Below are 22,391 nucleotides of genomic sequence, written 5' to 3' on the forward strand. Positions count from 1 at the left end.
ATGACTGACATAAAGAAAGACAATCAGAGGTACCTTCCCCTCAGACTACTTGCACAAGAAGCACAATTCATAAAATCGATTGTGCAATTGATTACACAGGTCAGGGGCGTGAATCACTTTTCAACCCTCTTTTATCGAGACCACTACCCGCCCCATACCACCCACCCAAACCCATCACAGACAACTGCCACACATATCGATCACAAACACTAACGGCACCACAGGAATAACCCTTAACAAGCCCCCTCCCCCATACTGTGAATAGATTGCACACAATACCCCATGCACATACCCCTGAAGCGAACAAGTATGACCACAAAACACAGGATAACGGACTTCTTCTAGCGAATATTTGAGAGCAAGGCTCCTATTAAGGAACAATGACACGGGTGACTTTGAAGATTGGTGCGCTCAGCCTAGATTCCGCCGTAGCCCTTGCTCCGATGGCAGGTGTAACAAACATAGCTTTCCGCACCCTTTGCAGAGAGCAAGAACTCGAAAGAACCGGAACAGTCTCTGGGCTCTATATCTGCGAGATGATTACCGCCCGCGCGCTGGTACACCGCAATGAGAAGACTCTTCACATGACCACTTTTGGCCCTCACGAAGATGTCCGATCACTTCAGCTGTATACCGTTGATCCTGAGTACACCTTCAAAGCAGCAAAGATGATCGCCGACGAAGGCATCGCAGATCATATAGACATGAACTTTGGTTGCCCGGTTCCCAAGGTGACCAAGCGTGGTGGCGGCTCTGCTCTGCCGTATAAGCGCCGTCTTTTTGGCAATATCGTCGCAGCCGCAGTCAAAGGCGTGGAAGGCACCAATATCCCGGTAACGGTCAAGTTCCGTATGGGCATCGATCAGGATCACCTGACTCACCTCGACGCTGGAAGGATCGCCGCAGAAGAGGGCGCAGCAGCTGTCACTCTCCACGCGCGCACTGCCGCCGAGAGATACTCCGGGGACGCCCACTGGGATGAAATAGGAAAGCTCAAAGAACATCTCGCCCACACCAATGTCCCAGTCCTGGGCAATGGTGACATCTTCAAGCCCACAGATGCCGTCGATATGATCAAGGCCTCCGGCTGTGACGGCGTGGTAGTAGGCAGAGGGTGCCTGGGCAGGCCATGGCTCTTTGCAGGGTTATCTGCCGTCATGCGTGGCGAGGAAATCCCTCCTGAGCCCACCCTGGGAGAAGTCACCCGCATCATCTATCGCCACGCAGAACTCCTCGTCGAGCATGAAGGCGAAACCAAAGGCTGTCGCGATATGCGCAAGCACATGGGATGGTATCTACGAGGGTTCCCCGTGGGAGGGGAATTCCGAGGAGCTCTGTCCCGCATCAGCACGCTCGCTGAGCTCAAAGAGGCCTTGGCGCCGTGGGCAGACTCCGAGGCTTTGGCGGAAGATTCAGATAGCGCACGCGGCAGACAGGGGTCACCGGCTAAGGTATCACTTCCCGACGGCTGGCTTGACGATCCGCAGGACGCTACCGTGCCTGAAGGCGCTGAAATCATGCACTCGGGGGGATAGGCGCTTCATACCCAGCCGCGCTAGCGTTTTAGGGTTATAGTTTCCCCATGCGGACAGCCTACAGAGAACATCTTGATGCCTTTTCTCATGACCTCATCGTCATGTGTGACACGGTGACAAAGATCCTTCGTAATGCCTCCAAAGGACTGATGGAACAGTCGCTGCAAGCAACTCAAGCCGCGCTATCGCTTTCCGACGAGATGGAGGAAATCAAAACTCGGTCAAGCAAGCGCGCTGTTCAGCTCTTGGCCCTTGAAGCTCCCGTTGCCCGCGATCTCAGGCAAATCGTCTCCTCCATCTACATTGTGGAAGACCTGGATCGCATGGCCAAGCTCGCGATGCACATCGCAAGCATCGCGCGGCGTCGTTACCCTGAGTCGGCTATACCTGAGCCTATTACGGGTTACTTCCAAGAGATGTGCCGTCTCAGCTTGGAAATGTCAGAAAAAATCCGCAGCGTCCTCATTGACCCCGATGCAGACGTGGCGCTCGTACTCTCCGCGGATGACGATGCCGTGGACGATCTGCACGACCATCTCATGGGTGTGCTCACTAAACGTGACTGGCCGCACAGCACTCGGGAGGCGGTGGACGTTACTCTGCTCGCACGCTACTTTGAACGCTTTGCAGACCACACAGTCAACGTTGCAGCTCAAATCGTCTATCTCACCTCAGGCCTCATGCCAGAGGAATATCAGAAAAAGCGTAACGACGGCTACGCGCAGGACGAGCTGGAGCGACGATTCTCCGAACTGGAAAAGCAATTCAGCAACTTCGATTGGCCTAAGCCCAAGGAATAGCGGTTATACCGCATGAAAAAGCTTCCCAACTCGCGACCAAAGGGGTTGGGAAGCTTTTTATCTGCGTCTCTCCGTGCGACTACGCGTGGAGAGGACCGGCAGAGCGGAAAGACTCACTGAGGTTTTCTTGGATACGGCGGAAAGATCCAACGAGGAAGTCAGCGACACTGGAGTTGTCTCGCTCTTGTGCTGCATACATGTTGCTAAAAGCTACATCTGCCGCGTTTATCAACTGATCTGCAGTAGGGAGATCGAGCTTAAGTGCGGTGATGGTGCCGGCCATAAATGTTCCTTCTTAGAAGTTCTGAAATCACATTGATGATGTCTCTTGTGACGCTGACTCAGCCTCACGAGAAACTAATCTAACGCCCAAAGTTAAAAGGAAAGCACCGCGCAGGTAAACAATTGGTGAACTTCCCCGCCACCTCAGGTAAATAATCCCAGAAAAGGTGATGACCAGCACAAAGGATCACCTCAGAACCTAACCAAACCGGCCTGAAATATAATCTTCCGTCTCTTTATTTATGGGATTGGAGAAGATTTTCTTGGTCTTTCCCACTTCCACCAGTCGGCCAGGTTTCCCCGTGGCTTCCAAAGAGAAAAACGCTGTCTGATCAGACACCCTGGATGCCTGCTGCATGTTATGAGTAACAATAACGATGGTGTAGTCCTGTTTGAGCTCGTGTATCAGTTCTTCCACCGCCAGCGTAGAAATGGGATCGAGCGCGGAACACGGCTCGTCCATCAGTAACACCTCGGGTTCTACCGCGATGGCCCTAGCAATGCACAAGCGCTGTTGCTGCCCGCCGGACAGACCTCCACCAGGTTTGTTGAGACGGTCTTTGACTTCTTCCCATAAATTCGCCCCACGCAGCGATTTCTCTGCTACCTCTTTGAGCTTCTTTTTGTCCTTGACACCGGCAAGTTTCAAACCCGCCACGACGTTATCCTCGATAGACATAGTGGGAAACGGATTGGCTTTTTGGAAGACCATTCCGATGGTCGTGCGGACCGTAACGGGATCGACATGCGGTGCGTAGATATCCTGGCCGTCGAGAAGCACCGTGCCCGATACTCGGGCGCCCGGTGTCACCTCATGCATACGGTTAAGAGAGCGCAGTACCGTGGATTTTCCGCAGCCTGACGGGCCGATAAAAGCAGTCACAGAGCGTTCCGGGACCTCAATGTTGATGTCCTGTACAGCGTGAAAATCGCCGTAAAAAATGTTCAGACCATCAATTTTTAGCTTAGACATACTCGCACATTAACTTTCTGTTAAAAGAGAACCGGCTACGCGGAGCGGACGGAGAACTTTGATGAAATAACCCGCGCAAGAATATTGAGCACGGTAATAATGAGAACAAGAGTGAGAGCAGCACCCCAGAGCTTGTCCAATACGGCATCCGCTGTGCCAGCTTTATACATATCCAGCATCATCAGTGGTAGCGAAGATTGCGGCCCGGCTGCCAGGTTCCAGTTGATCACCTGAGTCGAGCCCACCAAGATAAGTACGGGCGCGGACTCCCCCATCACACGAGCGATAGCCAGCATCACACCGGTGACTATTCCGGATAAGGCGGTAGGCAGAACTATCCTGGTGATCGTCTTCCATCGTGGAATCCCTAGAGCGTAGGAAGCTTCTCTCAGATCCATGGGGACTACCCGCAGCATCTCCTCCGTGTTCCGGATAATCACGGGAATCATAAGGATGACCAGTGCTAACGAAACCGCGAATCCGGAACGGCCAAAGCCAAACATGACGATCCACATGGAGTAAACAAAAAGTGCGGCCACGATAGACGGAACGCCGGTCAGGATGTCCACCATGAAGGTCGTGATGCGGCCCAAACGATTACCATGTGCGTATTCCACGAGGTAGACCGCCGTAAGCACCCCAATCGGAATAGAGATGAGGGAGCAGATTGCAGTCTGAACTAGCGTTCCAACCATCGCATGCAGTGCACCGCCACCTGGACGAGAATATAAAACACCCCGCTGGGAGGCAGTCCACCACGAAGGGTCAATCACCGTTCCCAAGCCTTTTGTGATCAGGGTGGCAAGGACCCACAACAATGGGATGAGCGCAAGGGCCATGCACGTATAGACAATAAGCGTAGCCGTTTTATCTGTAAGCTTTCGACGCCTAGTGGCGGTCTGCATGTAGATCATGACGTCCTCAGATCAAAATCATTCATATCAGGCCTTAGAGTTCACTATGGACCTGGCAAGAGAGTTAACTGCAAAAGTCAGCAGGAATAAGACCAGTCCGGCAGCGATATACGCCCCGGCGCGTAGGTCATCGTTGAATTCCGGCGCGGCATTGGCGATGGCGGTGGCAAAGGTCGTGCCGCCGTCGAAAAGCGAAAACCGGAACTCAGAAGAAGGAGAAATAACGAGGTAGAGCGCCATTGTTTCTCCCAAAGCGCGCCCCAGTCCCAGCATTGAACCTGAGATAAAACCTGATTTACCAAAAGGAAGCACCGTCATGCGCACGACCTCCCATTTGGTAGCTCCCAGCGCCAGCGCAGCCTCAATGTGCCCGCGCGGTGTTTGCACAAAGACTTCACGAGTGGTCGCGGCGATGATCGGGAGAATCATCACCGCCAAAACCACACCACCGGTAAAGATATTGCGACCGGTGGCAAAAGCCGGTGAGTTGCTATAGGTGGCAAAGAGGAAGAAGCCTCTGCCCCAGCTATTCACCCACTCATAAAATCCTGACAACGCCGGTCCCAAAACCTGCCAGCCCCATAGGCCATACACAATTGACGGAACCGCAGCCAGCATGTCCACCAAAAATCCCAGTGGTTTTACCGCACGCGGGCGCGCATAGTGGGAAAGAAAGATGCCGATCCCCAACGCAATGGGCATAGCAATCACAAGTGCTATCACAGAAACAAGGACAGTCGCTGCCAAGAGGTTGGGAATACCAAAGAGCATCTGTGCTGTGTTCTGCAGGTTCCATGCCCCTGCATAGGTAAAGAACCCAACGATTCCCTCTGTGTTATTACGGAGTGCCGGAATGGCACGCCACACCAAAAACAGCCCGATAGCTGCGATAATCACGCTTATGATCACCGTAGATGAGGTGGTAAGAAGACTAAATATCTTGTCTCCTAGCCGGCGAACCCGAACCGGTTCCTGCTTCGGGCTGTTCTGTGGTGCCGGTGGCGAGGATTCGGGGAGAGTTAAATCCTCAATTGTTATGCGTTCCGCGATGCGTTCCACTGAGATTGCGTCCTTACATAGTTATCGCCAGTTGCCGCTATATTCCCGATTAAGAGATAGCTTTGACTGCTTTTTCTAGACGATCGCGGTGAGTGCCTTTCACTGGGATATACCCCAGGTCAGCAAGCTCTTGGTCTTGGGAATTCAGTGCCACGCTCAGGAAGTCTTTGACTTGGTCGCGGGTGGTCTGGTCATAGCCTGCGGAGCACACGATCTCGTAGGTTGTCAGAACCAACGGGTAGGCGTCTTTTTCTTTCATCGCAAACAACGCTGAGGAATCGACAACCATGTCATTGCCCTGGGTTTTAAAGGTCAGATGGTCCAGAGCGACTCCCACTGAGTCGGGGTTGAGCTGGACTGGTCCTTGACCAAAGTCGATTGCAGCGATTCCCAGCTTTTGCTGCTGGGCAAAGCCGGCCTCAACATAGGTAATGGCGCCGTCAATGTTGGATACTTCGGTAGCCACACCATTGGAGCCGTTTGCGCCTGAGCCGACGGCCGTAGGGAATGCTTGTCCCTCTGTAGACCAATGTTCAGGGCTGGCTGCCTTGAGGAACTTTTGGAAATTATCGGAGGTTCCAGACTCGTCGGAACGATAGACCACTTTGATGTCCGAGTCTGGAAGATTCACGCCCGTGTTCTCCTGAGCGATTGTCTCATCATTCCATTTCTTGATCTCGCCTTTGAAGATCTTGGCCACGGTTGCAGCGGAAAGGTTGAGGTGGTCTACGCCATTGAGGTGATAGGCCACCGCTACTGGTCCGATAACAAAAGGAAGGTGCCATGCGTCGTTGCCGTTGCAACGACCCTTTGCTTTGTCCACTTGCTCTGCACTCAGCGGAGAATCCGAGCCACCAAATGCCACTTGACCAGCGATGAAGTTTTTCCGTCCAGAGCCAGAGCCCGAGGCCGTGTACGCTAGCGAAGCTCCCGATACGGCCTCTTGGTACTTGATGTTGAAGTAGTCCATCGCGTTTTGTTGTGAGGAGGCGCCTTCTCCAACAAGTTCTCCGCCTACTTTGTTCAGACCGGAGACCTCACTGGTAGAAGCCCCGGCTCCGGAGGAACTGCCCGTCTCGGAGCATGCGGAGAGTACGACAGCGCCCATACATACGATACTGAGGGCGGTAGCTGAGCGCTTGAGATTCAGGTTCACGATCGACCTTCCAAATGATGTTGAGTGAGGATCATGTAAGCGACTGCTCCTTGTGTACAAGGAGCGCCTCTCGCTCACGTGGAAGAATCTAAAGAACCAAGGTGACGTACAACACCTCTTTAGGTTAAATCCCGCAAAACGACCGGTGGCCTTTTAGCTTTCCGCAGTTCAAGGGGGTGCATTTTCACGCTTATCGACGCCTCCTGCCGTCTGCTTTTATCCCGATTAGGGGGTAAAAACCTCCCACTTTGGACGCCTAGGTTACGTATTCACCGGCTGATATTAACCTCGTGTTCACGCTTTCCCAGCTGCAGAGAACACCACATGCCGTTCAAAAGTTCTAAATCCAAGCCGGTTATAGGCTTCAAGCGCCGGCTTATTATCTGCTTCTACATACAAGATGATCCGCTGCGCCCCCTCGCGCACCAGATGTTGTAGTCCTGCAGCGACCAAAGGGCCACCGAGTTTTTTGCCTCGGAAGGAGTCTGCAAGCCCCACCACATAGACTTCCCCATCTGCCCCTTTTGCCAGGTCGCCGTGTTTTTTCGTCCAATGGAATCCCGCAACCTCTGGGTTTTCAGGGTCGGCGGTGATAAGGAAGAGAACCCCCTCGGGGTCAAACCACGAGGTCTGCTGCGCACGGGCTAAGCGCTCAGCGTCCCATCCGCCTTGTTCTGGATGCCACCAAAAGGCCTCGTTGTTAATGCGGAGCCATTGAGCGTCTATATCAGGACATAGTTCTCGTGCTTCTACAAGGTTAATTACTCTGTATCCCTCGGGAACAACACCGGAACCTGGGGAAAGATCCTTACTACGCGCCGCCATGACCAGCAGTTCACGTGAGACAGTCAGATCGAGCGCTGCCGCTAGTCGTTGCGCTGCGGGGAGGTATCCATGAGACCAAAAGTCGGTAAGGCCGGCGTCGAGAAGCTCTTGTGCCAGCGCACGCCCAATCCCTTTATTACGCTGTTCCGGTGCAACAACAAACTCTGCTTTCCCTCCGTGATAGGCGCCTACACCGCTAAGGTGCCCGGTGTGGTCATGCACAACGATGTGGTGGTGCCCTAGCTCGAGTTTTTCAAGGCCGGCTACAAGGTGTTCGGCCAGCGGGGCTACGCCATCAGCTTCTTGCGCGGACTTCACAAGGGCTACGGCGGCTTGGGAAAGCTGTTTGTCCGTGGGGATCTGGGTGGATGTGAAAATCATAGCCACCACACTAGTCAGCGCTGCCAGGTCTAGCTGGTAATAATAATGAGGTGAGAATTACAACCCGGTCTCGGCTTTCCATCGCTGTTTGGGCAGGCATTGCTCTTATCTCCCTCATCGCTGCGCTGTGGGGTGTCGATTCCGCAATCGCCGCACGAGCAGAGCACCGAATTTCTCACGACGTTCGTAACAACGCGCATCTCGACCAAAACCCCAGCGTCTACCTTGGTGGTTTTCCTTATGTTGGCGCTCTCTTTTCAGGAAAAGTCCCGGGTCTGGGTGTCAGTGTTTCTGATGTGGAAGTAAACGACTTTGGGCTTCTTACCACGAGCTCCCAAGTCACCGATATGGAACTCAACCGTTCTCAGCTATTCAGCGGCGACGTAGAAGGAACCCATGCCCAATTGCTCACCCGCACCGTCGGCTTCGACGCGGTAGCCGTGGGGAAACAACTCAATATCTTAGATTTAGATCTTTCCAACCCCTATGATGTATCTCCTGCCGGAACCAATTCCAGCGAGGTGCAGCTACGCGGGACCCCAGACGGTTTTAGCAAACCCATCACGGTGATCGCGACCATGCGACTCGAAGGTCCGACATTTAAGCTCACACCTACCGCTGTGGTGGATCGCGGTGAGTCCAATCTAGATGACTCTGCTCTTTTCCGTGCCTTCACATGGACGCTCAACACAAAGACGCTGCCCATCAACGCCCAGGCCAGTTACGTCTATCTTGCGGGCGGAAGCATTCGCTTTGAAGCGCAAGAGCGCAACGTCACCTTGAGGTTGGAAGATCTTGCTCCCGTCCGTTCTGCCTCCAACAAAGTGGTAGTGGATTAAAAGAGCTACATACGAGGGTCGAAAAAACTGAAAGCTAGCCGGATTTTAGACATAGAGTTCGCTTTCACCGGATGCGTCGGCGCATAGACCCTTAAGGCATCAGCCACAGCGCCTAGTCTCATCCCATCGAACTTTCCCACAAATTCCCCATCTACCTGGAAGCTCTGGTTTTCTGCACATGTGATTTCCACGTCCATGGCATCGTCGAAACGCACAATACGACGATTAAACCAACGCTTCATCGCCCGGCTGTGCCCAAAACCCACGAGGTGTGCCATGGCAGCCACACCACCCGGGCCAGATAAGTCGGTCAATCCGAATAACCCTAACCCTAGGTCAAAGGAGTTTCTGGGGTTAGTCACCACGGGGACGGGGCCTAAAAAAGTCCAGGGATTGGTGTTGGAAGCGATGAGCAGCGGCAGGTCGGAATGCTCAAAAAGTTCTCCCTCACGGTTTTTCGCCCGGACTCGCATCCGGGGAGGATGCCGATGTATGCGTCGCCACGCTACCAACGCCGCGTGGAGATAGCGCAGCGGTGTCGCAGCAGCGCCACGCCTGCGAACGCGCTCAACCCCCACGATGACATCGGCATCAATCCCAAAACCTGCGTTGACGGCAAACCACGATGAGCCCCACGTTCCTACATCGATGGTGCGGATCTTGTGGTGCTTCAAGGCATCGACCAGCACTTCAGTCGCCTGAATAGGATCTGGTGGAAAACCCAGCGCGCGGGCAAAGACGTTGGCAGAACCCGTGGGAATCACCGCGAGCACGGGAAGGTTCTCTCTGGGGTCGAGTCCCACCGGACCTAACAGCCCGTTAATGATCTCATTCACGGTGCCGTCGCCACCAACCGCGATAACTACATCAACGTCGTCGCGGCTGAGCCCTGCGCACATGTCTGTGGCATGCCCTTGGTAGTGCGTAAACTTTGTGCGCAACGCTAAGCCCGCTACAGAGCGCAGCAAAGGAATCACCACTCCAAACAAGTCCGAATCTTGAGTGGTGGAATTCGGGTTAGCTATGAGAAGGGCTCGCACGCCCCCCACCTTATCGCCTTTGGCGAACAGTTGGGGTTCTTTGCATAATTGCCACTAGGCTGAGTGGCTATGAGCGACGATACAAACCACGTAGACACTCCTGCGCTCAGCGGTAATGACGCCGTCAACCGCGCCGCAGAACAATGGAAAGACTCCGCCCTACGCAATATTCCAGCGTTCGGTGACCTTCCTATCCCCGATGACACCGCAAACCTGCGCGAAGGCCCCAACCTGCACGATGGACTTCTTGCGCTGCTTCCCCTGGTTGGCGTGTGGCGCGGCACAGGCCGGGCAGATACAGCAGAAGATGGTCAGTATTCCTTTGGACAGCAAATTACTTTTGCCCACGATGGAGAAAACTATCTCACCTATGAGTCTCGCATCTGGAAGCTAGACGAGGACGGCAACCACATCGGCCTCGATCAACGTGAGTCTGGTTTCTGGCGCATCAGCCTCAAAGATGAGATCGAGGTTGTGCTTACTCACTCCACTGGAGTCGTTGAGGTTCTCTACGGCGAGCCTATGAATGAGCGCGCCTGGCAGGTTGAATCTGCCTCCACGATGGTCACTTCTACCGGCCCAGCTTCCTTGGGACCTGGCAAGCGCTTGTATGGCCTCATGCCTAACAACAACCTAGGTTGGGTAGATGAGCGCATGGTGGACGGCGAACTTCTTCCCCGTATGTCTGCCGAGCTTTCCCGCGTTATCGGCTAGCCCAGAGCTGAATAGATAAGCTCGCGGATCTCGTCCTCGTTGTCCGGGCGCGGCAGTTTGACGTCGTTAATGCGCCGCACCCGAGTAGCAACGCGCACTGAACTCACAAGCCAGACGCTGTCGGCTTTCTCAGTGAGATATTCCAGGTCCAGATCCTTTGTTTTACAGTTCCACCCGGCTGCGCGAGCGTGCTCAAAAAGCGCTGCTTGCGTTGTCCCAGGCAGGATATCCCCACCGGGATGAGGCGTGCGTATCTTCTTATCTCGAACCGTAATCACGGTCGATGTCGCACCTTCCAAAATGCGATCTCCCTCGGTGAAAATGACGTCATCAAAATCGTGCTTGCGTGCCCACCGCAAGGCTGCCATGGTGGATGCGTAGTTGAGGGTCTTTGCCCCCAGAATCAGCCAAGGAACCGAGGACGAGTCCACCTGATACCCCCGTGGGCTTGTCATAACGCGCACGCCCTCAGCACGTTGTTTTACAACTCCCGCGTCTACCTTGGTAATCGTCAACCACGCAGAGGGATGTCCTGTGGAAGCACGCCCGCGGGTGTACGTCCATACGCATTTAGCGTCACACGAGTTTTGTGCAAACCACTGTTCGATCGCCATGGTGGTGGCATGCAGCCAATCCTCAATGTTAGGTGCGGGCAAATCCAGCAGCTTTGCAGAAGCGATAAAGCGCTGCGCATGCCTTTCGACGTTGCAGGCTCTCCCCTCCCGTAGGAGAAGCGTCTCAAAGACCCCGTCTCCGCGAGTGACCACAGCATCATCCCAGTAGACCAAAGGCAGCAGCGGGCTATGGGTTCGCACTGATCCGCCGTAGGGTTCCACTGCAAGGATTATGGGTTCAGGATTCTTCGCTTCGTGTCGATCATCCCGATGATCTTGATCTGATGAGCTGGGCGCCATGATTACTCATTATGCCCTGACAACTGCGTGCTCGGTCGCGGTACCATCAAAATGTGACAAATTTTGAGAACTCTAACCCCCACGATTCCGCATATGTGTCTCCGCTTGCCGCCTGGCCGGGTGCCGCGCTGCCCCAAGGCGACGACGATCTCCCCGAATACGCAGGTGTTGCCTGGCATTATGGTGCGCCACTTAATGAACAACGAGTCTTTGACACCGGGGTGGGGCTTATTGATCTCTCTCACCGCCGCGTTATCAAAGTCCATGGTCCGGAGGCTGGAGTTTTCCTGAACAACCTCCTTTCCCAAAAGCTTTCCGACGCCCCCCAGTGTCTAGCAGAAAAAAAGACTGCCACCTCAGCACTAGACCTGGATATTCAAGGTCACATCCTCCACCAAGTGGACATCCTCGCGGGGCTGGATTCGGAGGATGCGCTCTACCTACATCTTCCGCAAGTCCAATACGAGACTTTTTTCGCTTTCCTCACCCGCATGATCTTTTGGTCCAAGGTTGAAGTAGAACCCGCCAACCTTGCAGTCATAACGCTGATGGGTGCTGGAGTCCCTGATTTTCCCTTGCCAAGCTCAGACGCGATTGTGGCTACTGCACAGGTCCCAGGTTTTACTACTCACCGTCTGGATATTCTTGTGCACAGCCCAGAACTCATGAACATCGCGACGCTGCTTAGCGACGCCGGCGCTGTCCCTACTGGGCTTATGGCTTTTACGGCAGAACGCGTGCGAAGCCAACAACCCGTTTTATCTCTCGATCTAGACGATAAGTCGATTCCCCACGAAGCCCCACGGCTCATTTCAGACGCCGTGCACCTCAACAAAGGCTGCTACCGCGGACAAGAAACAGTGGCCCGCGTGGAGAATCTTGGCCGCCCACCCCGCTCGTTGGTGATCGTGCTTCTCGACGGCTCCGCCCCCACGACTCCAAAACCAGGAGATCCGATAGTCTCTGGCGGCAGGACCGTCGGCAAGCTTGGCACCGTAGTCCAAGACTATGAGCTAGGCCCGGTAGCGTTAGCAACAATCAAACGAAGCGCACTGAATTCCTCCAGCCTCGTGGTCGCAGAGGACGTGGCCCTTGCCATAGATCCTGACTCGCTACCCAAAGAAGACGACGAAAAAGCTGGGAGAAAAGCTATCAATAGATTAAAAGGGCTTTCCACCGATTAAGGGTTCGGCTTGGTTACCCCCGCGGGGTAACCAAGAAAAAAATTCAGCACCGCGAACCCACGACTGAGGGGAAAATTTTCCGTGGTTATGGCGGCGGTGCGACAAATCGGACTGTTTCGGGCTATTGTGTCTAACAGGAATATATACGTCGAATATTACAGCTTCCGGAGAAGCCCAAATTCCCAAGTCTTCTCCTGCTCACTCCAAGGGGGTCCTGCCATGGGTCGCGGTCGCGCGAAGGCAAAACAGACCAAGGTTGCACGCCAGCTGAAGTACAACACTCCGAATATGGATCTGGATTCGCTTCAACGAGAGTTAGCTGGGAAGTCCCCTAATTCTAGCGATAACTATGAGAACGATTATTCGGATGAGTATGCAGAGGACGATCAGTACGGGGATTACTCCGACTGGGAGAAAAAGTAGCAAGGCTCTGCCTCCTGCTTAATCACTCCGCAGCTTATAAAATGCGAAGAGGCTCAGGGAATTACTCCCCGGGCCTCTTCGCATATCTTTGAGGTCTTAGTAACTCGGATGGTTTCCGTTGAGAATCACCGATTCCTCGCCCTCGGCACTTACGCGTACGGTGCCTAGCTCCCACGCATCGATATGCCGAGCGGTCAACATAGCAAGCGCACGGTCACGATCACGTGGCGCAACAACAGCGACCATGCCCACACCCATGTTGAAGGTCTTCTCCATTTCCTCCTGCGGTACCTGTCCTACCGTCTCTATGAGTCGGAAGATCGACGCCGGTGTCCAGGTGGCACGACTAAGCTCTGCCGTAAGTCCCTCGGGGATAACACGAGCAAGATTTCCCGCCAGGCCTCCACCGGTGACGTGACAGAAGGTGTGCACCTCACACTCGTCGGCAAGCGCTAAACAGTCTTTTGTGTAAATCCGGGTGGGCTCAAGCAGTTCCTCACCTAGTGTGCGATCGAGCTCTTCCAGGTGTCCGTCGAGAGGCAAACCGGCCTTTTCTAGCAACACGTGGCGTGCCAACGAGTACCCGTTGGAGTGGAGACCGGAAGAAGCCATCGCGATAACAATGTCCCCGTTGCGCACCCGATCAGGGCCCAACAATTCATCTGCTTCCACGACTCCCACGGCAGTCGCGGACACGTCGTAATGCCCCGGCTCCATGACACCGGGATGCTCAGCGGTCTCGCCACCGAGCAAGGCACACCCCGCCTGGATGCAGCCTTCGGCGATGCCGGAAACTATCTGCGCGACATGTTCAGGCACTACTTTCCCGATGGCGATGTAGTCCTGCAGGAACAGGGGTTCTGCACCGCAGACCACCAGGTCATCAACGCACATTGCGACTAAGTCAATACCGATAGTGTCGTGCTTATCCATAGCCTGAGCGATCGCAAGCTTAGTGCCTACGCCATCAGAACCAGCGGCAAGCAGTGGTTCGCGGTATTTGCCAAGGGCAAAGAGTCCGGCAAAGCCGCCAAGCCCGCCTCGTACCTCCGGGCGGGTTGCTTTCTTTGCCAGGGGTGCAAAGAGCTCAACGGCTTTATCGCCGGCTTCAATATCCACGCCAGCGGCAGCGTAAGAGACACTTTCTTTGGGATCCGTCATGGTCCTTATTGTCCTTGTTCTTGGGAGTTTATTTTTGTATTCGGCACACTACGCATGCACCGCTGATAATAATTGCTAATCGATGCTAGCGCAGGAGCTTCGCTTCATGGCAGAAACCAATTCCGCGTTCTTATTCCCCTCAGGCATACCGATGGGATACTCGCCATCAAAGCATGCACAGCACAGCTCATGACGCGGTTGTTGAGTTGCATCCACCATTTGTTCTGCAGAGACATAGCCCAGCGAATCCGCGCCAAGCGCGGAACACACAGAGTGAACAATCTCCGACTCGTTATCACCGGTTACTGCATTAGCAATGAGCTCACCGGGACTAGCAAAGTCAATGCCGTAGAAGCACGGCCACTTCACTGGCGGAGAAGCGATACGAACATGCACCTCGGCCGCCCCGGCCTCACGTAGCATCCGGATGAGAGCACGCTGCGTGTTACCACGCACGATCGAATCGTCGACAACGATCAATCGTTTGCCCTGGATAACCTCGCGCAGCGGATTGAGCTTCAACCGGATGCCCAGTTGCCGCAAGGTTTGCGAAGGCTGGATGAAGGTTCGGCCCACATAGGCGTTTTTCACCAGACCCTGGCCAAAAGGTATTCCGGATTCTTGGGCATACCCCACCGCGGCAGGGTTGCCCGACTCTGGCACAGGAATAACCAAGTCACCCTCGACGGGGGCCTCACGAGCAAGCCTGCGCCCAATTTCCAGGCGGGTGGCGTTAACGTTGCGCGCATGGATCGTGGAATCCGGACGCGCTAGGTAAACGTACTCAAACACACACGTCTTACGTTGCGGCTGAGCAAAGCGTTCACTGTGCACCCCGGAGCCGTCGATAGCAACCAACTCACCCGGTTCTATTTCCCGAACGAAGGAAGCTCCAACGATGTCCAAGGCGCACGTCTCGGAAGCGACAACCCACCCATTGTTTAACCGCCCGAGAGCCAAGGGGCGAACTCCCCATGGGTCTCGGGCGGCATACATGGTTTTTCCATCGGTGAACGTCAAGCAAAACGCTCCACGCATTCTAGGTAAGAGCTCACGCGCTGAGTCCAGCAGACTATGGTCCTCAGCGATGCCATGCGCCAAAAGGGCAGTCATGACGTCGGAATCCGAAGGAGCTTCTTCCGGCTTTACCAGCCCAAGCTCTCCAGCTTCCGCCATGAGCTCAAGATAGTTCACTAGATTGCCGTTATGGCATAGAGCTACGTCTGTCCCGTCGGGAGCGACGCGGAACATGGGCTGCGAGTTCTCCCACATCACTCCACCAGCGGTGGAATAACGCGTGTGTCCGATAGCGATGTCACCGCTGAGGGATTCCAATGTTTGCTCATCAAAAACTTGCGACACAAGGCCTAAATCTTTGAACACCACCACCTGATCACCGTTACCCACGGCAATACCAGCAGCTTCTTGACCACGGTGTTGAAGAGCGAAAAGGCCAAAGTAAGTGAGTTTAGAAACTTCCTCGCCGGGCGCCCAGACACCAAAAACACCGCATTCTTCGCGGGGAGACTGTTCGCCGTGATCGTTGAGGTCTAAAATTCGACGCCCTTGATCAGGTTGCGTCGGGTTAGTAGTTGAGTGTGGAAAGTAATCGTTACAATGACGGTCAAATTGTGCCACTCACGTCATTCTAGCTCCTGATCCATAGAGGCACTAATGGGGCTAAAATCCCGCGCCTTATGTGGGTGGTGTTGGCAAGGTCACAAGAGGCAACCATTTTTCCACCTCGTGCACACGAGTCCCCGATGCATCAATGGAAGGGTTCTCCGCAAGCGCTTCCAGACCGACCGCAACCCTAAGCCATGTGTGCGGAGACATCTCCAGAACATTTGGGGGCGTGCCCCGTGTATGCCGAGGTCCTTCGATACATTGCACGGCAGCAAATGGCGGTACCCGCACCTCCACCGAGTTACCCGGCGCGATCTGCCCGAGGGTACGAACACTCAGGCGCACCGCCTTAGCTAGCGACTCCCGTGAGGGCTGAGGAGTGTGCTGAGGGTCAGTGATCCATTGCGAGACTTCCAGGATAGCTGCGCGGGTTTCTGCGGGATCAATGCTGCGTGGTGCCATAACTTTAAGCATATCTGGTGGAGTCGAGAAGCTAAGCGGGGTTAACCTCGAAGCTTTTGCATTTCACAACGGGCGGCGTACATTCTCCATATCCCCTAAAGTTCAATCCGTTGAACTTTTATGTTCATTTATAGATTTGGAGGGTTAATCATGTCCCCTGAGGGACCCGCCGTGATCTATTTTTCCTCAGTCTCGGAAAACACAAAGCGGTTCGTTGAAAAAACAAGGCTACCTGCGCAGCGCATCGGCTTGCGGGTCAAAGACGACCCCATCCATGCCTCCTCCCCCTTTGTCCTGATTACTCCCACCTATGGTGGCGGCGACTTGGCCAAGGCCGTACCCAAGCAGGTGATCAAATTCCTGAATATCCCGGAAAATCGGGAGCTCTTAAGAGGCGTGATCACCTCTGGAAATCGTAATTTCGGCCCGGCTTTCTGCTTTGCCGGAACCACCATTGCACATAAGTGCGGCGTGCCCGAGCTCTATCGATTTGAGTTGCTAGGAACAGCGGTCGACGCCGAATACGTGCGCACTGCGGTCCTCAACGCCCTGGACAAAGCGCCCGCACACGTATAAATCATCCCCCAACGTTTTATAAGGAGATCTCTTCACCCATGAGTTATATCGATCAGTCCATTACCCCACCTCAATGGCGCACTACCCCGGAAACTCCGATGCGTCCCGTGAACTGGAATCACACAGAAGATCCCAAGGATATGGAAGTCTGGCAGCGACTTACTTCCAACTTCTGGCTTCCAGAAAAGGTCCCGCTTTCCAACGACATCCCCACGTGGCGCGGCATGGGAGAAAACTACCGCACTCTGGTCACTCGAACCTTTACGGGACTTACGCTCCTTGATACCGTCCAGGCCACCGTCGGCGAGATCAGTCAGATCCCTGACGCCCGCACTGAACACGAACAGGCCGTGTACACCAACATCGCCTTCATGCAGGCTGTCCACGCACGCAGCTATAGTTCCGTCTTTAGCACCCTATGCTCTTCCACAGAGATTGATGAGGCTTACTCATGGGCGGTGTCTAACCCCTTGCTTCAACAACGAGCATCCTCTGTCATGAGTCATTACTACGGGGACGATCCGCTCAAGCGAAAAGTTGCCTCAACGCTACTTTCCTCGCTGCTTCTCTACGCTGGCTTCTACCTCCCGCTGTGGCTTTCCACACGCGGCCAGCTCATGAACACAGCCGACATGATCCGGCTCATCCTGCGAGACAAGGCAGTACACGGATACTATTCCGGCTACAAGTACCAGCGAGGCCTGGACGCAAAGCCACAACGCAAAGACGAGATGGAAGACTTCACGTATAGCTTTTGCGACGAGCTCCTCGCCCTAGAAAAAGACTATTCCGCCGACCTTTATGCCAGCGTGGATACCCTCGAAGAACCCCGACCCACCATTGACGGTGTGATGGCCTTTGTTTATTACAACGCCGACAAGGCTCTCATGAATCTTGGCTATGCCCCCGCATACGAGCTCCAAGCCGCCCATGTAAGCCCTGAAATCATCGCCGCACTCACCCCCGAGTCCAATGAGACTCACGACTTTTTCTCCGGCTCAGGATCCAGCTACATTATCGGCCGCGCCGAAAACACCACCGAGTCCGACTGGGACTTCTAGCTTTTCGACGCCCCGCCGGGGCCTTATGCCACCAAGAGCCAGATAGCCACGTGATGGGCGATAGCCGCAACGATCGTGGCTGTATGGAAATGCTCGTGGTAGCCATAGATGCGCGCGCTGCGGCCGGGCCAGCGCAGCGCATACACAACAGCGCCCAGGGAGTAGACCACCCCGCCCGCCGCTAGGAGCCACACGATAGCTGGACCTGCGTTGACCCAGAGGTTGGGAATTACCGGTATCACTAGCCACCCGAGGGCAAGGTAGACGGATACAGCAAGCCACCTAGGGTGGTCTACCCACACGAGCGCGAGTACTACCCCAAGGATGGCGCCAACCCAGGCCACCGTTAAGACCCATGCGGCGGTGGCCGGCGGCAAAGCCACAAGACAAAGCGGGGTGTACGTGGCCGCGATAAAGACAGCGATAGTGGCATGATCGGCTCGGCGCCAGCGATTAATCGTACTCATGCTGCGCCAACGCCCTAAGTGGTAGGAAGCAGATACGCTGAAGAGGGCCACCGTCCCTAGGACATAGATCGTTACTCCCAGTGCTTGACACCACGGGAGCATGAGCCACGCAAAAGTAGCAAGAACAGCACCCGATACCAGAGCAAACAAAGAAGCCACAGCATGGAACCATCCCCTAGTCTGCGGCCGTTGACCGCGGTCTACGACCACGGCCTTTTGCGTTGTCACTGTCATTAGCTCTCCACCTTAAGTTACCACTGCGTAGGTTTCTCGAAGCCTACCTTCCCACGGCTACGTTGCCAAGACTTTAGATACAACAAAAGTGGGCTCCCCGGCACAATACTCCGGAAGAACCCACTTGTTAACTGTATTTTATTCCACTACGGAGTTCGCACCCACAGCGTGGCCGAACAACTCCGGAAGAGTGCCCTCCCATGCCGCACGGAGTTCCTCTACTCCCACAGCAAACTCAGCGTTAGCGCCCTTCATGCTCAGCATGAGGTCATCGCGTGTAACGCCCAACTTAAGAACCGGGATTCCCAGTTCCCGAGCACGCGCTTCCACAGCCTCTCCCGCCTGCGTAGCCACGACCACACGGGATGCAGACTCGGAGAACAAAGCCGTAAACATATCCACAGCCACCTCAGTGACGTCAATGTCCATGCCCGTGTCAGCCTGCACTGCCAGCTCCACCAGAGTCTGTGCGAGTCCACCCTCTGAGATGTCATGAGCCGCAGTCACAATTCCGGGCTCCGCGAAAAAGTGCACGAGCTTTTCTTCATTAGCCAAGTCCACGCGCGGAGGCATACCGGAAAGCCCTGCACCGGAGACCTGCTGCCAAATGGAACCACCGAACTCATCAAAGGTCTCACCCAGGAGATAAAGCTCCTCCGCACCCTCAACAGTTCCCAGTTTCGCGCCGATGGCCTGATGCACATCATCAATCACTCCCAACACGCCGACTACAGGAGTAGGCAAAATAGCCTCATCGCCGGTTTGGTTGTAGAAAGAGACGTTTCCGCCAGAAACCGGGATACCCAGTTCCTTGGAACCATCCGCCAGGCCATGCACAGCCTCCTTGAACTGCCACATCACCCCTGGATCCTCGGGAGAACCGAAGTTCAGGCAGTTGGTCACAGCAACCGGACGAGCACCTGTAACTGCAACGTTGCGATACGCCTCAGCCAAAGCAAGGCGTGCACCGGTGTTGGGATCCAGCTTGGTGTAGCGACCCGACGCATCCGCGGAAACAGCAACTCCACGGTTTGTGGTTTCGTCGATACGCAAAACTCCCGCATCCGCATTCTTGGCCTGAACGGTATTCCCACGCACATAGCGGTCGTATTGTTCCGTAATAAACGCGCGGGAGCACAGAGCGGGGGAAGCGACCATGTCAAAGAGTGCCTGCTTAATCTCCGCAGCATCCGTGGGTTTATTCACGCCAGCGAATTCTTGCAGGGTGTCCTGCCACTCCGGGCGCGCCAGTGGGCGATTGTATACCGGCCCCTCGTTAGCAATGGTGTGCGCCGGAGCATCCACCACGAGTTCCCCACGGTGCCGAATAATCAGGTGCTTGCCGTCCGTCACCTCACCGATCTCAGCGCAGGTCACATCCCAATGCGCACAGATCTCTTGGAAACGCTCGACATCCTCAGGACGCACCACCGCGCACATGCGCTCCTGCGACTCCGAGGAGAGAATCTCCGCCGCGGTCATATTCTCCGCCCGCAGTGGGACGGCATCCAGGTTGACCTCCATGCCACCGTCGCCAGACGCAGCAAGCTCCGAGGTTGCACAGGCCAAACCAGCTCCACCAAGGTCTTGAATTCCCACGACTACGCCCGCTTTATACAGATCAAGACAGCACTCAATGAGCACTTTCTCTGCAAAAGGATCCCCGACCTGCACGGCTGGAAGCTTGCGCTCCGCACCTTCCACAAAGGTGTCAGAAGCCAGCACCGATACTCCACCGATACCGTCAAGACCGGTACGAGAACCAAACAGCATGACCTTGTTTCCCAAGCCCGACGCGAATGCCAGTTTGAGGTCCTCCACCTTCAACATGCCCACGCACAGCGCATTGACCAAAGGGTTTCCGGAATAAGACTCATCAAAGACCGTCTCGCCGCCGATATTGGGCAGGCCCAGGCAGTTTCCGTAGTGGGAAATTCCGTCAACCACGCCAGGCAGCACCCGGGCGGTATCCGGGGCATCAGCAGGGCCAAAGCGCAGCTGATCCATCACCGCGATAGGCCTAGCACCCATCGCCATAATGTCGCGGACGATGCCGCCGACGCCGGTTGCAGCACCCTGATGCGGCTCAACATAGGACGGGTGGTTGTGCGACTCCACACGGAAAGTAACAGCGTTACCGTCTCCGATATCCACAACACCCGCGTTCTCACCGATACCCGCGAGGATCTTCTCCCCCATCTCAGGCGTGGTGGTCTCCCCGAAATAACGCAAGTGCACTTTAGAAGACTTATAAGAACAGTGTTCCGACCACATAACGGAGTACATGGCCAGCTCAGCGTCGGTGGGACGCCGTCCAAGGATCTCCTTAATCCGAGCGTATTCGTCGTCCTTAAGTCCCAGGCTCGCATACGGTTGGTCGAGATTTGGCTCAGCAGTTGCAGCCTCGACCGTGTCATTAAAAGTTGTGCGTTCAGTCATGAAAGTTGCCTCTTCTACGCTGCGATCGTGCCAATTGCGGAAAGGAACAGCTGTAAGCCGTCCACGGACGGGCCCGTTAGCTTTTCGACGGCATGCTCTGGGTGCGGCATCAGCCCCACCACGCGTCCTGTCTCATTGGTAATACCAGCGATTCCGTTAACCGAGCCGTTGAAGTTATCCGTGTAACGGAACACCACACGCCCCTCCCCCTCAAGCATGTCCACAGTCTCTTGAGAGGCCTGGAAACGTCCCTCACCATGCTTGGCAGGGACCAGAATTTTCTGCCCTGCTTCTAGGGTGTTAGTCCACGCGGTGTGATTGTTTTCCACTACCAAATGAGTGTCTACACAGTGAAAATGCAGACCCTGGTTACGTGTTAACGCGCCGGGGAGCAGCTTTGCCTCGGTGAGAATCTGGAATCCATTGCAAATCCCCAATACCGGCATACCCTTCCCAGCTGCTTCTACGACAGAACGCATCACCGGCGCCAAGGCGGAGATCGCGCCAGTGCGCAGATAATCGCCATAAGAGAAACCGCCGGGAACAACCACAGCGTCTACTCCACGCAGATTTGCATCGGCATGCCACAAGCTCACAACCTCTGCACCCGCGATACGAGCAGCGCGCGCAGCGTCGACGTCGTCGAGAGTTCCGGGGAACGTAATTACGCCAATTTTCGCAGTCATTTAGGCGACCTCAAAGATCACATCGAAGTCTTCAATGACCGTGTTGGCCAGCAAGGTCTCCGCCACTTTTTCCAGATCTTCGCGGGATACCGAATCATCGACCTCGATTTCAAAGCGCTTACCCTGCCGGACATCAGCAACACCCGTAACCCCGATACGCCCCAGCGCACGAACGACGGCCTGACCTTGCGGGTCCAGAATCTCTGCCTTTGGCATCACGTTTACAACTACACGGGCCACGTTGACTTCAGCTCCCTTATTCAGAGGTTGGTATGCAAACCGATTCCCAATAGATAGGGAACCAATGGCCCAAGCTTACCTAGACATCGTCGCAAAAAACTAGCCACGAACCCACCAAAAACCACTGGTTATATCCAGAAAAGATCAGGTTATCTCCGCAGGTTAAGGCAAACTTTCGAGCCTCAACACCACTTTAGGTAGGGAACTGGTATTGCCCGATCACCCTCCAAGGAACCCCTTCTCTTTTAAAGAGAACACGTGCTTATGACCTGTCAACCACCCCCACCATGCCCATCCTCACCCCACAGCCCAAGCCTCCCACAAAAGTGCAGGTCATAGCAGCAATAGGAAACATGGAACAGTTTGCCAGCAAACTCCAACACTCCACCCCCGCAGCAAC

Annotated in this window: 23 protein-coding genes; 8 read left to right on the forward strand and 15 right to left on the reverse strand. The window is 54.9% G+C overall.

Going from position 1 to position 22,391, the window contains the following annotated elements; genetic code table 11:
* The first annotated feature begins 389 nt into the window (after positions 1 to 389).
* Positions 390 to 1,535: a tRNA dihydrouridine synthase DusB gene (gene dusB, locus CULFRC11_RS08865; protein ID WP_038620781.1), complete on the forward strand. Its 1,146-nt coding sequence runs from the start codon at positions 390 to 392 to the stop codon at positions 1,533 to 1,535.
* Positions 1,536 to 1,582: 47 nt separating this feature from the next.
* Positions 1,583 to 2,335: a phosphate signaling complex protein PhoU gene (gene phoU / locus CULFRC11_RS08870; RefSeq protein WP_013912228.1), complete on the forward strand. Its 753-nt coding sequence runs from the start codon at positions 1,583 to 1,585 to the stop codon at positions 2,333 to 2,335.
* Between the two features lie 79 nt (positions 2,336 to 2,414).
* Here the strand turns inward: phoU and CULFRC11_RS08875 are convergent, their stop codons facing one another.
* The 6 genes from CULFRC11_RS08875 to mshD all read right to left on the reverse strand — a co-directional run bounded on the left by CULFRC11_RS08875 (position 2,415) and on the right by mshD (position 7,925).
* A complete protein-coding gene (locus CULFRC11_RS08875) occupies positions 2,415 to 2,618 on the reverse strand; it encodes a hypothetical protein (RefSeq protein WP_023636200.1) in 204 nt (67 codons plus the stop codon).
* A 198-nt stretch (positions 2,619 to 2,816) separates the two neighbouring features.
* Positions 2,817 to 3,590, reverse strand: a complete 774-nt coding sequence (pstB, locus tag CULFRC11_RS08880; RefSeq protein ID WP_014526193.1) for a phosphate ABC transporter ATP-binding protein PstB — start codon at positions 3,588 to 3,590, stop codon at positions 2,817 to 2,819.
* A gap of 35 nt (positions 3,591 to 3,625) precedes the next feature.
* Positions 3,626 to 4,504: a phosphate ABC transporter permease PstA gene (pstA, locus tag CULFRC11_RS08885; RefSeq protein ID WP_023636201.1), complete on the reverse strand. Its 879-nt coding sequence runs from the start codon at positions 4,502 to 4,504 to the stop codon at positions 3,626 to 3,628.
* Positions 4,505 to 4,531: 27 nt separating this feature from the next.
* On the reverse strand, positions 4,532 to 5,563 hold the full coding sequence (pstC, locus tag CULFRC11_RS08890) for a phosphate ABC transporter permease subunit PstC (RefSeq protein ID WP_023636202.1): 1,032 nt from the start codon (positions 5,561 to 5,563) through the stop codon (positions 4,532 to 4,534).
* A 49-nt stretch (positions 5,564 to 5,612) separates the two neighbouring features.
* On the reverse strand, positions 5,613 to 6,719 hold the full coding sequence (gene pstS, locus CULFRC11_RS08895; protein ID WP_023636203.1) for a phosphate ABC transporter substrate-binding protein PstS: 1,107 nt from the start codon (positions 6,717 to 6,719) through the stop codon (positions 5,613 to 5,615).
* 294 nt (positions 6,720 to 7,013) lie between these two features.
* Positions 7,014 to 7,925, reverse strand: coding sequence for a mycothiol synthase (gene mshD, locus CULFRC11_RS08900; protein ID WP_023636204.1), 912 nt, complete (start codon positions 7,923 to 7,925; stop codon positions 7,014 to 7,016).
* A 50-nt stretch (positions 7,926 to 7,975) separates the two neighbouring features.
* Between mshD and CULFRC11_RS08905 the strand changes: the two genes are divergently transcribed.
* Entirely contained in the window at positions 7,976 to 8,764 is a 789-nt protein-coding gene (locus CULFRC11_RS08905; RefSeq protein WP_023636205.1) for an LmeA family phospholipid-binding protein, read from the forward strand.
* 5 nt (positions 8,765 to 8,769) lie between these two features.
* Here CULFRC11_RS08905 and CULFRC11_RS08910 read toward each other — a convergent pair whose 3' ends face one another.
* A complete protein-coding gene (locus CULFRC11_RS08910; protein ID WP_031270555.1) occupies positions 8,770 to 9,804 on the reverse strand; it encodes a diacylglycerol/lipid kinase family protein in 1,035 nt (344 codons plus the stop codon).
* A gap of 69 nt (positions 9,805 to 9,873) precedes the next feature.
* Between CULFRC11_RS08910 and CULFRC11_RS08915 the strand changes: the two genes are divergently transcribed.
* Positions 9,874 to 10,518: a heme-binding beta-barrel domain-containing protein gene (locus tag CULFRC11_RS08915; protein WP_023636207.1), complete on the forward strand. Its 645-nt coding sequence runs from the start codon at positions 9,874 to 9,876 to the stop codon at positions 10,516 to 10,518.
* Here the strand turns inward: CULFRC11_RS08915 and CULFRC11_RS08920 are convergent.
* Entirely contained in the window at positions 10,515 to 11,432 is a 918-nt protein-coding gene (locus tag CULFRC11_RS08920) for an aminodeoxychorismate lyase (RefSeq protein ID WP_023636208.1), read from the reverse strand. The genes CULFRC11_RS08915 and CULFRC11_RS08920 overlap by 4 nt on opposite strands.
* A 53-nt stretch (positions 11,433 to 11,485) precedes the next feature.
* Between CULFRC11_RS08920 and ygfZ the strand changes: the two genes are divergently transcribed.
* Entirely contained in the window at positions 11,486 to 12,616 is a 1,131-nt protein-coding gene (gene ygfZ / locus CULFRC11_RS08925; protein WP_023636209.1) for a CAF17-like 4Fe-4S cluster assembly/insertion protein YgfZ, read from the forward strand.
* 219 nt (positions 12,617 to 12,835) lie between these two features.
* Complete coding sequence (locus tag CULFRC11_RS11310) at positions 12,836 to 13,039, forward strand: DUF3073 domain-containing protein (RefSeq protein WP_013912240.1); 204 nt, start codon at positions 12,836 to 12,838, stop codon at positions 13,037 to 13,039.
* A gap of 96 nt (positions 13,040 to 13,135) precedes the next feature.
* On the opposite strand, the gene purM is transcribed toward CULFRC11_RS11310, so the two are convergent.
* The 3 genes from purM to CULFRC11_RS08945 form a co-directional block, all read right to left on the reverse strand.
* A complete protein-coding gene (gene purM, locus CULFRC11_RS08935; RefSeq protein ID WP_023636211.1) occupies positions 13,136 to 14,200 on the reverse strand; it encodes a phosphoribosylformylglycinamidine cyclo-ligase in 1,065 nt (354 codons plus the stop codon).
* Positions 14,201 to 14,275: 75 nt separating this feature from the next.
* Positions 14,276 to 15,838 (reverse strand): amidophosphoribosyltransferase, encoded by a 1,563-nt coding sequence (gene purF, locus CULFRC11_RS08940; RefSeq protein WP_023636212.1) that lies wholly within the window; start codon positions 15,836 to 15,838, stop codon positions 14,276 to 14,278.
* A gap of 57 nt (positions 15,839 to 15,895) precedes the next feature.
* Positions 15,896 to 16,288, reverse strand: a complete 393-nt coding sequence (locus CULFRC11_RS08945) for a sterol carrier family protein (protein WP_031270557.1) — start codon at positions 16,286 to 16,288, stop codon at positions 15,896 to 15,898.
* Between the two features lie 150 nt (positions 16,289 to 16,438).
* Here CULFRC11_RS08945 and nrdI point away from each other — a divergent pair, with 150 nt between their 5' ends.
* A complete protein-coding gene (gene nrdI / locus CULFRC11_RS08950) occupies positions 16,439 to 16,864 on the forward strand; it encodes a class Ib ribonucleoside-diphosphate reductase assembly flavoprotein NrdI (RefSeq protein ID WP_023636214.1) in 426 nt (141 codons plus the stop codon).
* 38 nt (positions 16,865 to 16,902) lie between these two features.
* On the forward strand, positions 16,903 to 17,925 hold the full coding sequence (gene nrdF / locus CULFRC11_RS08955; RefSeq protein ID WP_014526204.1) for a class 1b ribonucleoside-diphosphate reductase subunit beta: 1,023 nt from the start codon (positions 16,903 to 16,905) through the stop codon (positions 17,923 to 17,925).
* A gap of 23 nt (positions 17,926 to 17,948) precedes the next feature.
* On the opposite strand, the gene trhA is transcribed toward nrdF, so the two are convergent.
* From trhA to purS, 4 genes are all read right to left on the reverse strand, one after another.
* Complete coding sequence (trhA, locus tag CULFRC11_RS08960; protein ID WP_023636215.1) at positions 17,949 to 18,626, reverse strand: PAQR family membrane homeostasis protein TrhA; 678 nt, start codon at positions 18,624 to 18,626, stop codon at positions 17,949 to 17,951.
* Positions 18,627 to 18,764: 138 nt separating this feature from the next.
* The gene (gene purL / locus CULFRC11_RS08965; RefSeq protein WP_023636216.1) at positions 18,765 to 21,065 is read right to left on the reverse strand and encodes a phosphoribosylformylglycinamidine synthase subunit PurL; all 2,301 of its coding nucleotides are present in this window, start codon (positions 21,063 to 21,065) and stop codon (positions 18,765 to 18,767) included.
* A 14-nt stretch (positions 21,066 to 21,079) separates the two neighbouring features.
* The gene (gene purQ, locus CULFRC11_RS08970; protein ID WP_023636217.1) at positions 21,080 to 21,751 is read right to left on the reverse strand and encodes a phosphoribosylformylglycinamidine synthase subunit PurQ; all 672 of its coding nucleotides are present in this window, start codon (positions 21,749 to 21,751) and stop codon (positions 21,080 to 21,082) included.
* Positions 21,752 to 21,991, reverse strand: coding sequence for a phosphoribosylformylglycinamidine synthase subunit PurS (gene purS, locus CULFRC11_RS08975; RefSeq protein ID WP_023636218.1), 240 nt, complete (start codon positions 21,989 to 21,991; stop codon positions 21,752 to 21,754).
* Positions 21,992 to 22,391: the final 400 nt, after the last annotated feature.

Origin of the sequence: Corynebacterium ulcerans (assembly GCF_000767685.1) — a bacterium.
GTDB classification, from domain to species: Bacteria; Actinomycetota; Actinomycetes; order Mycobacteriales; family Mycobacteriaceae; genus Corynebacterium; species Corynebacterium ulcerans.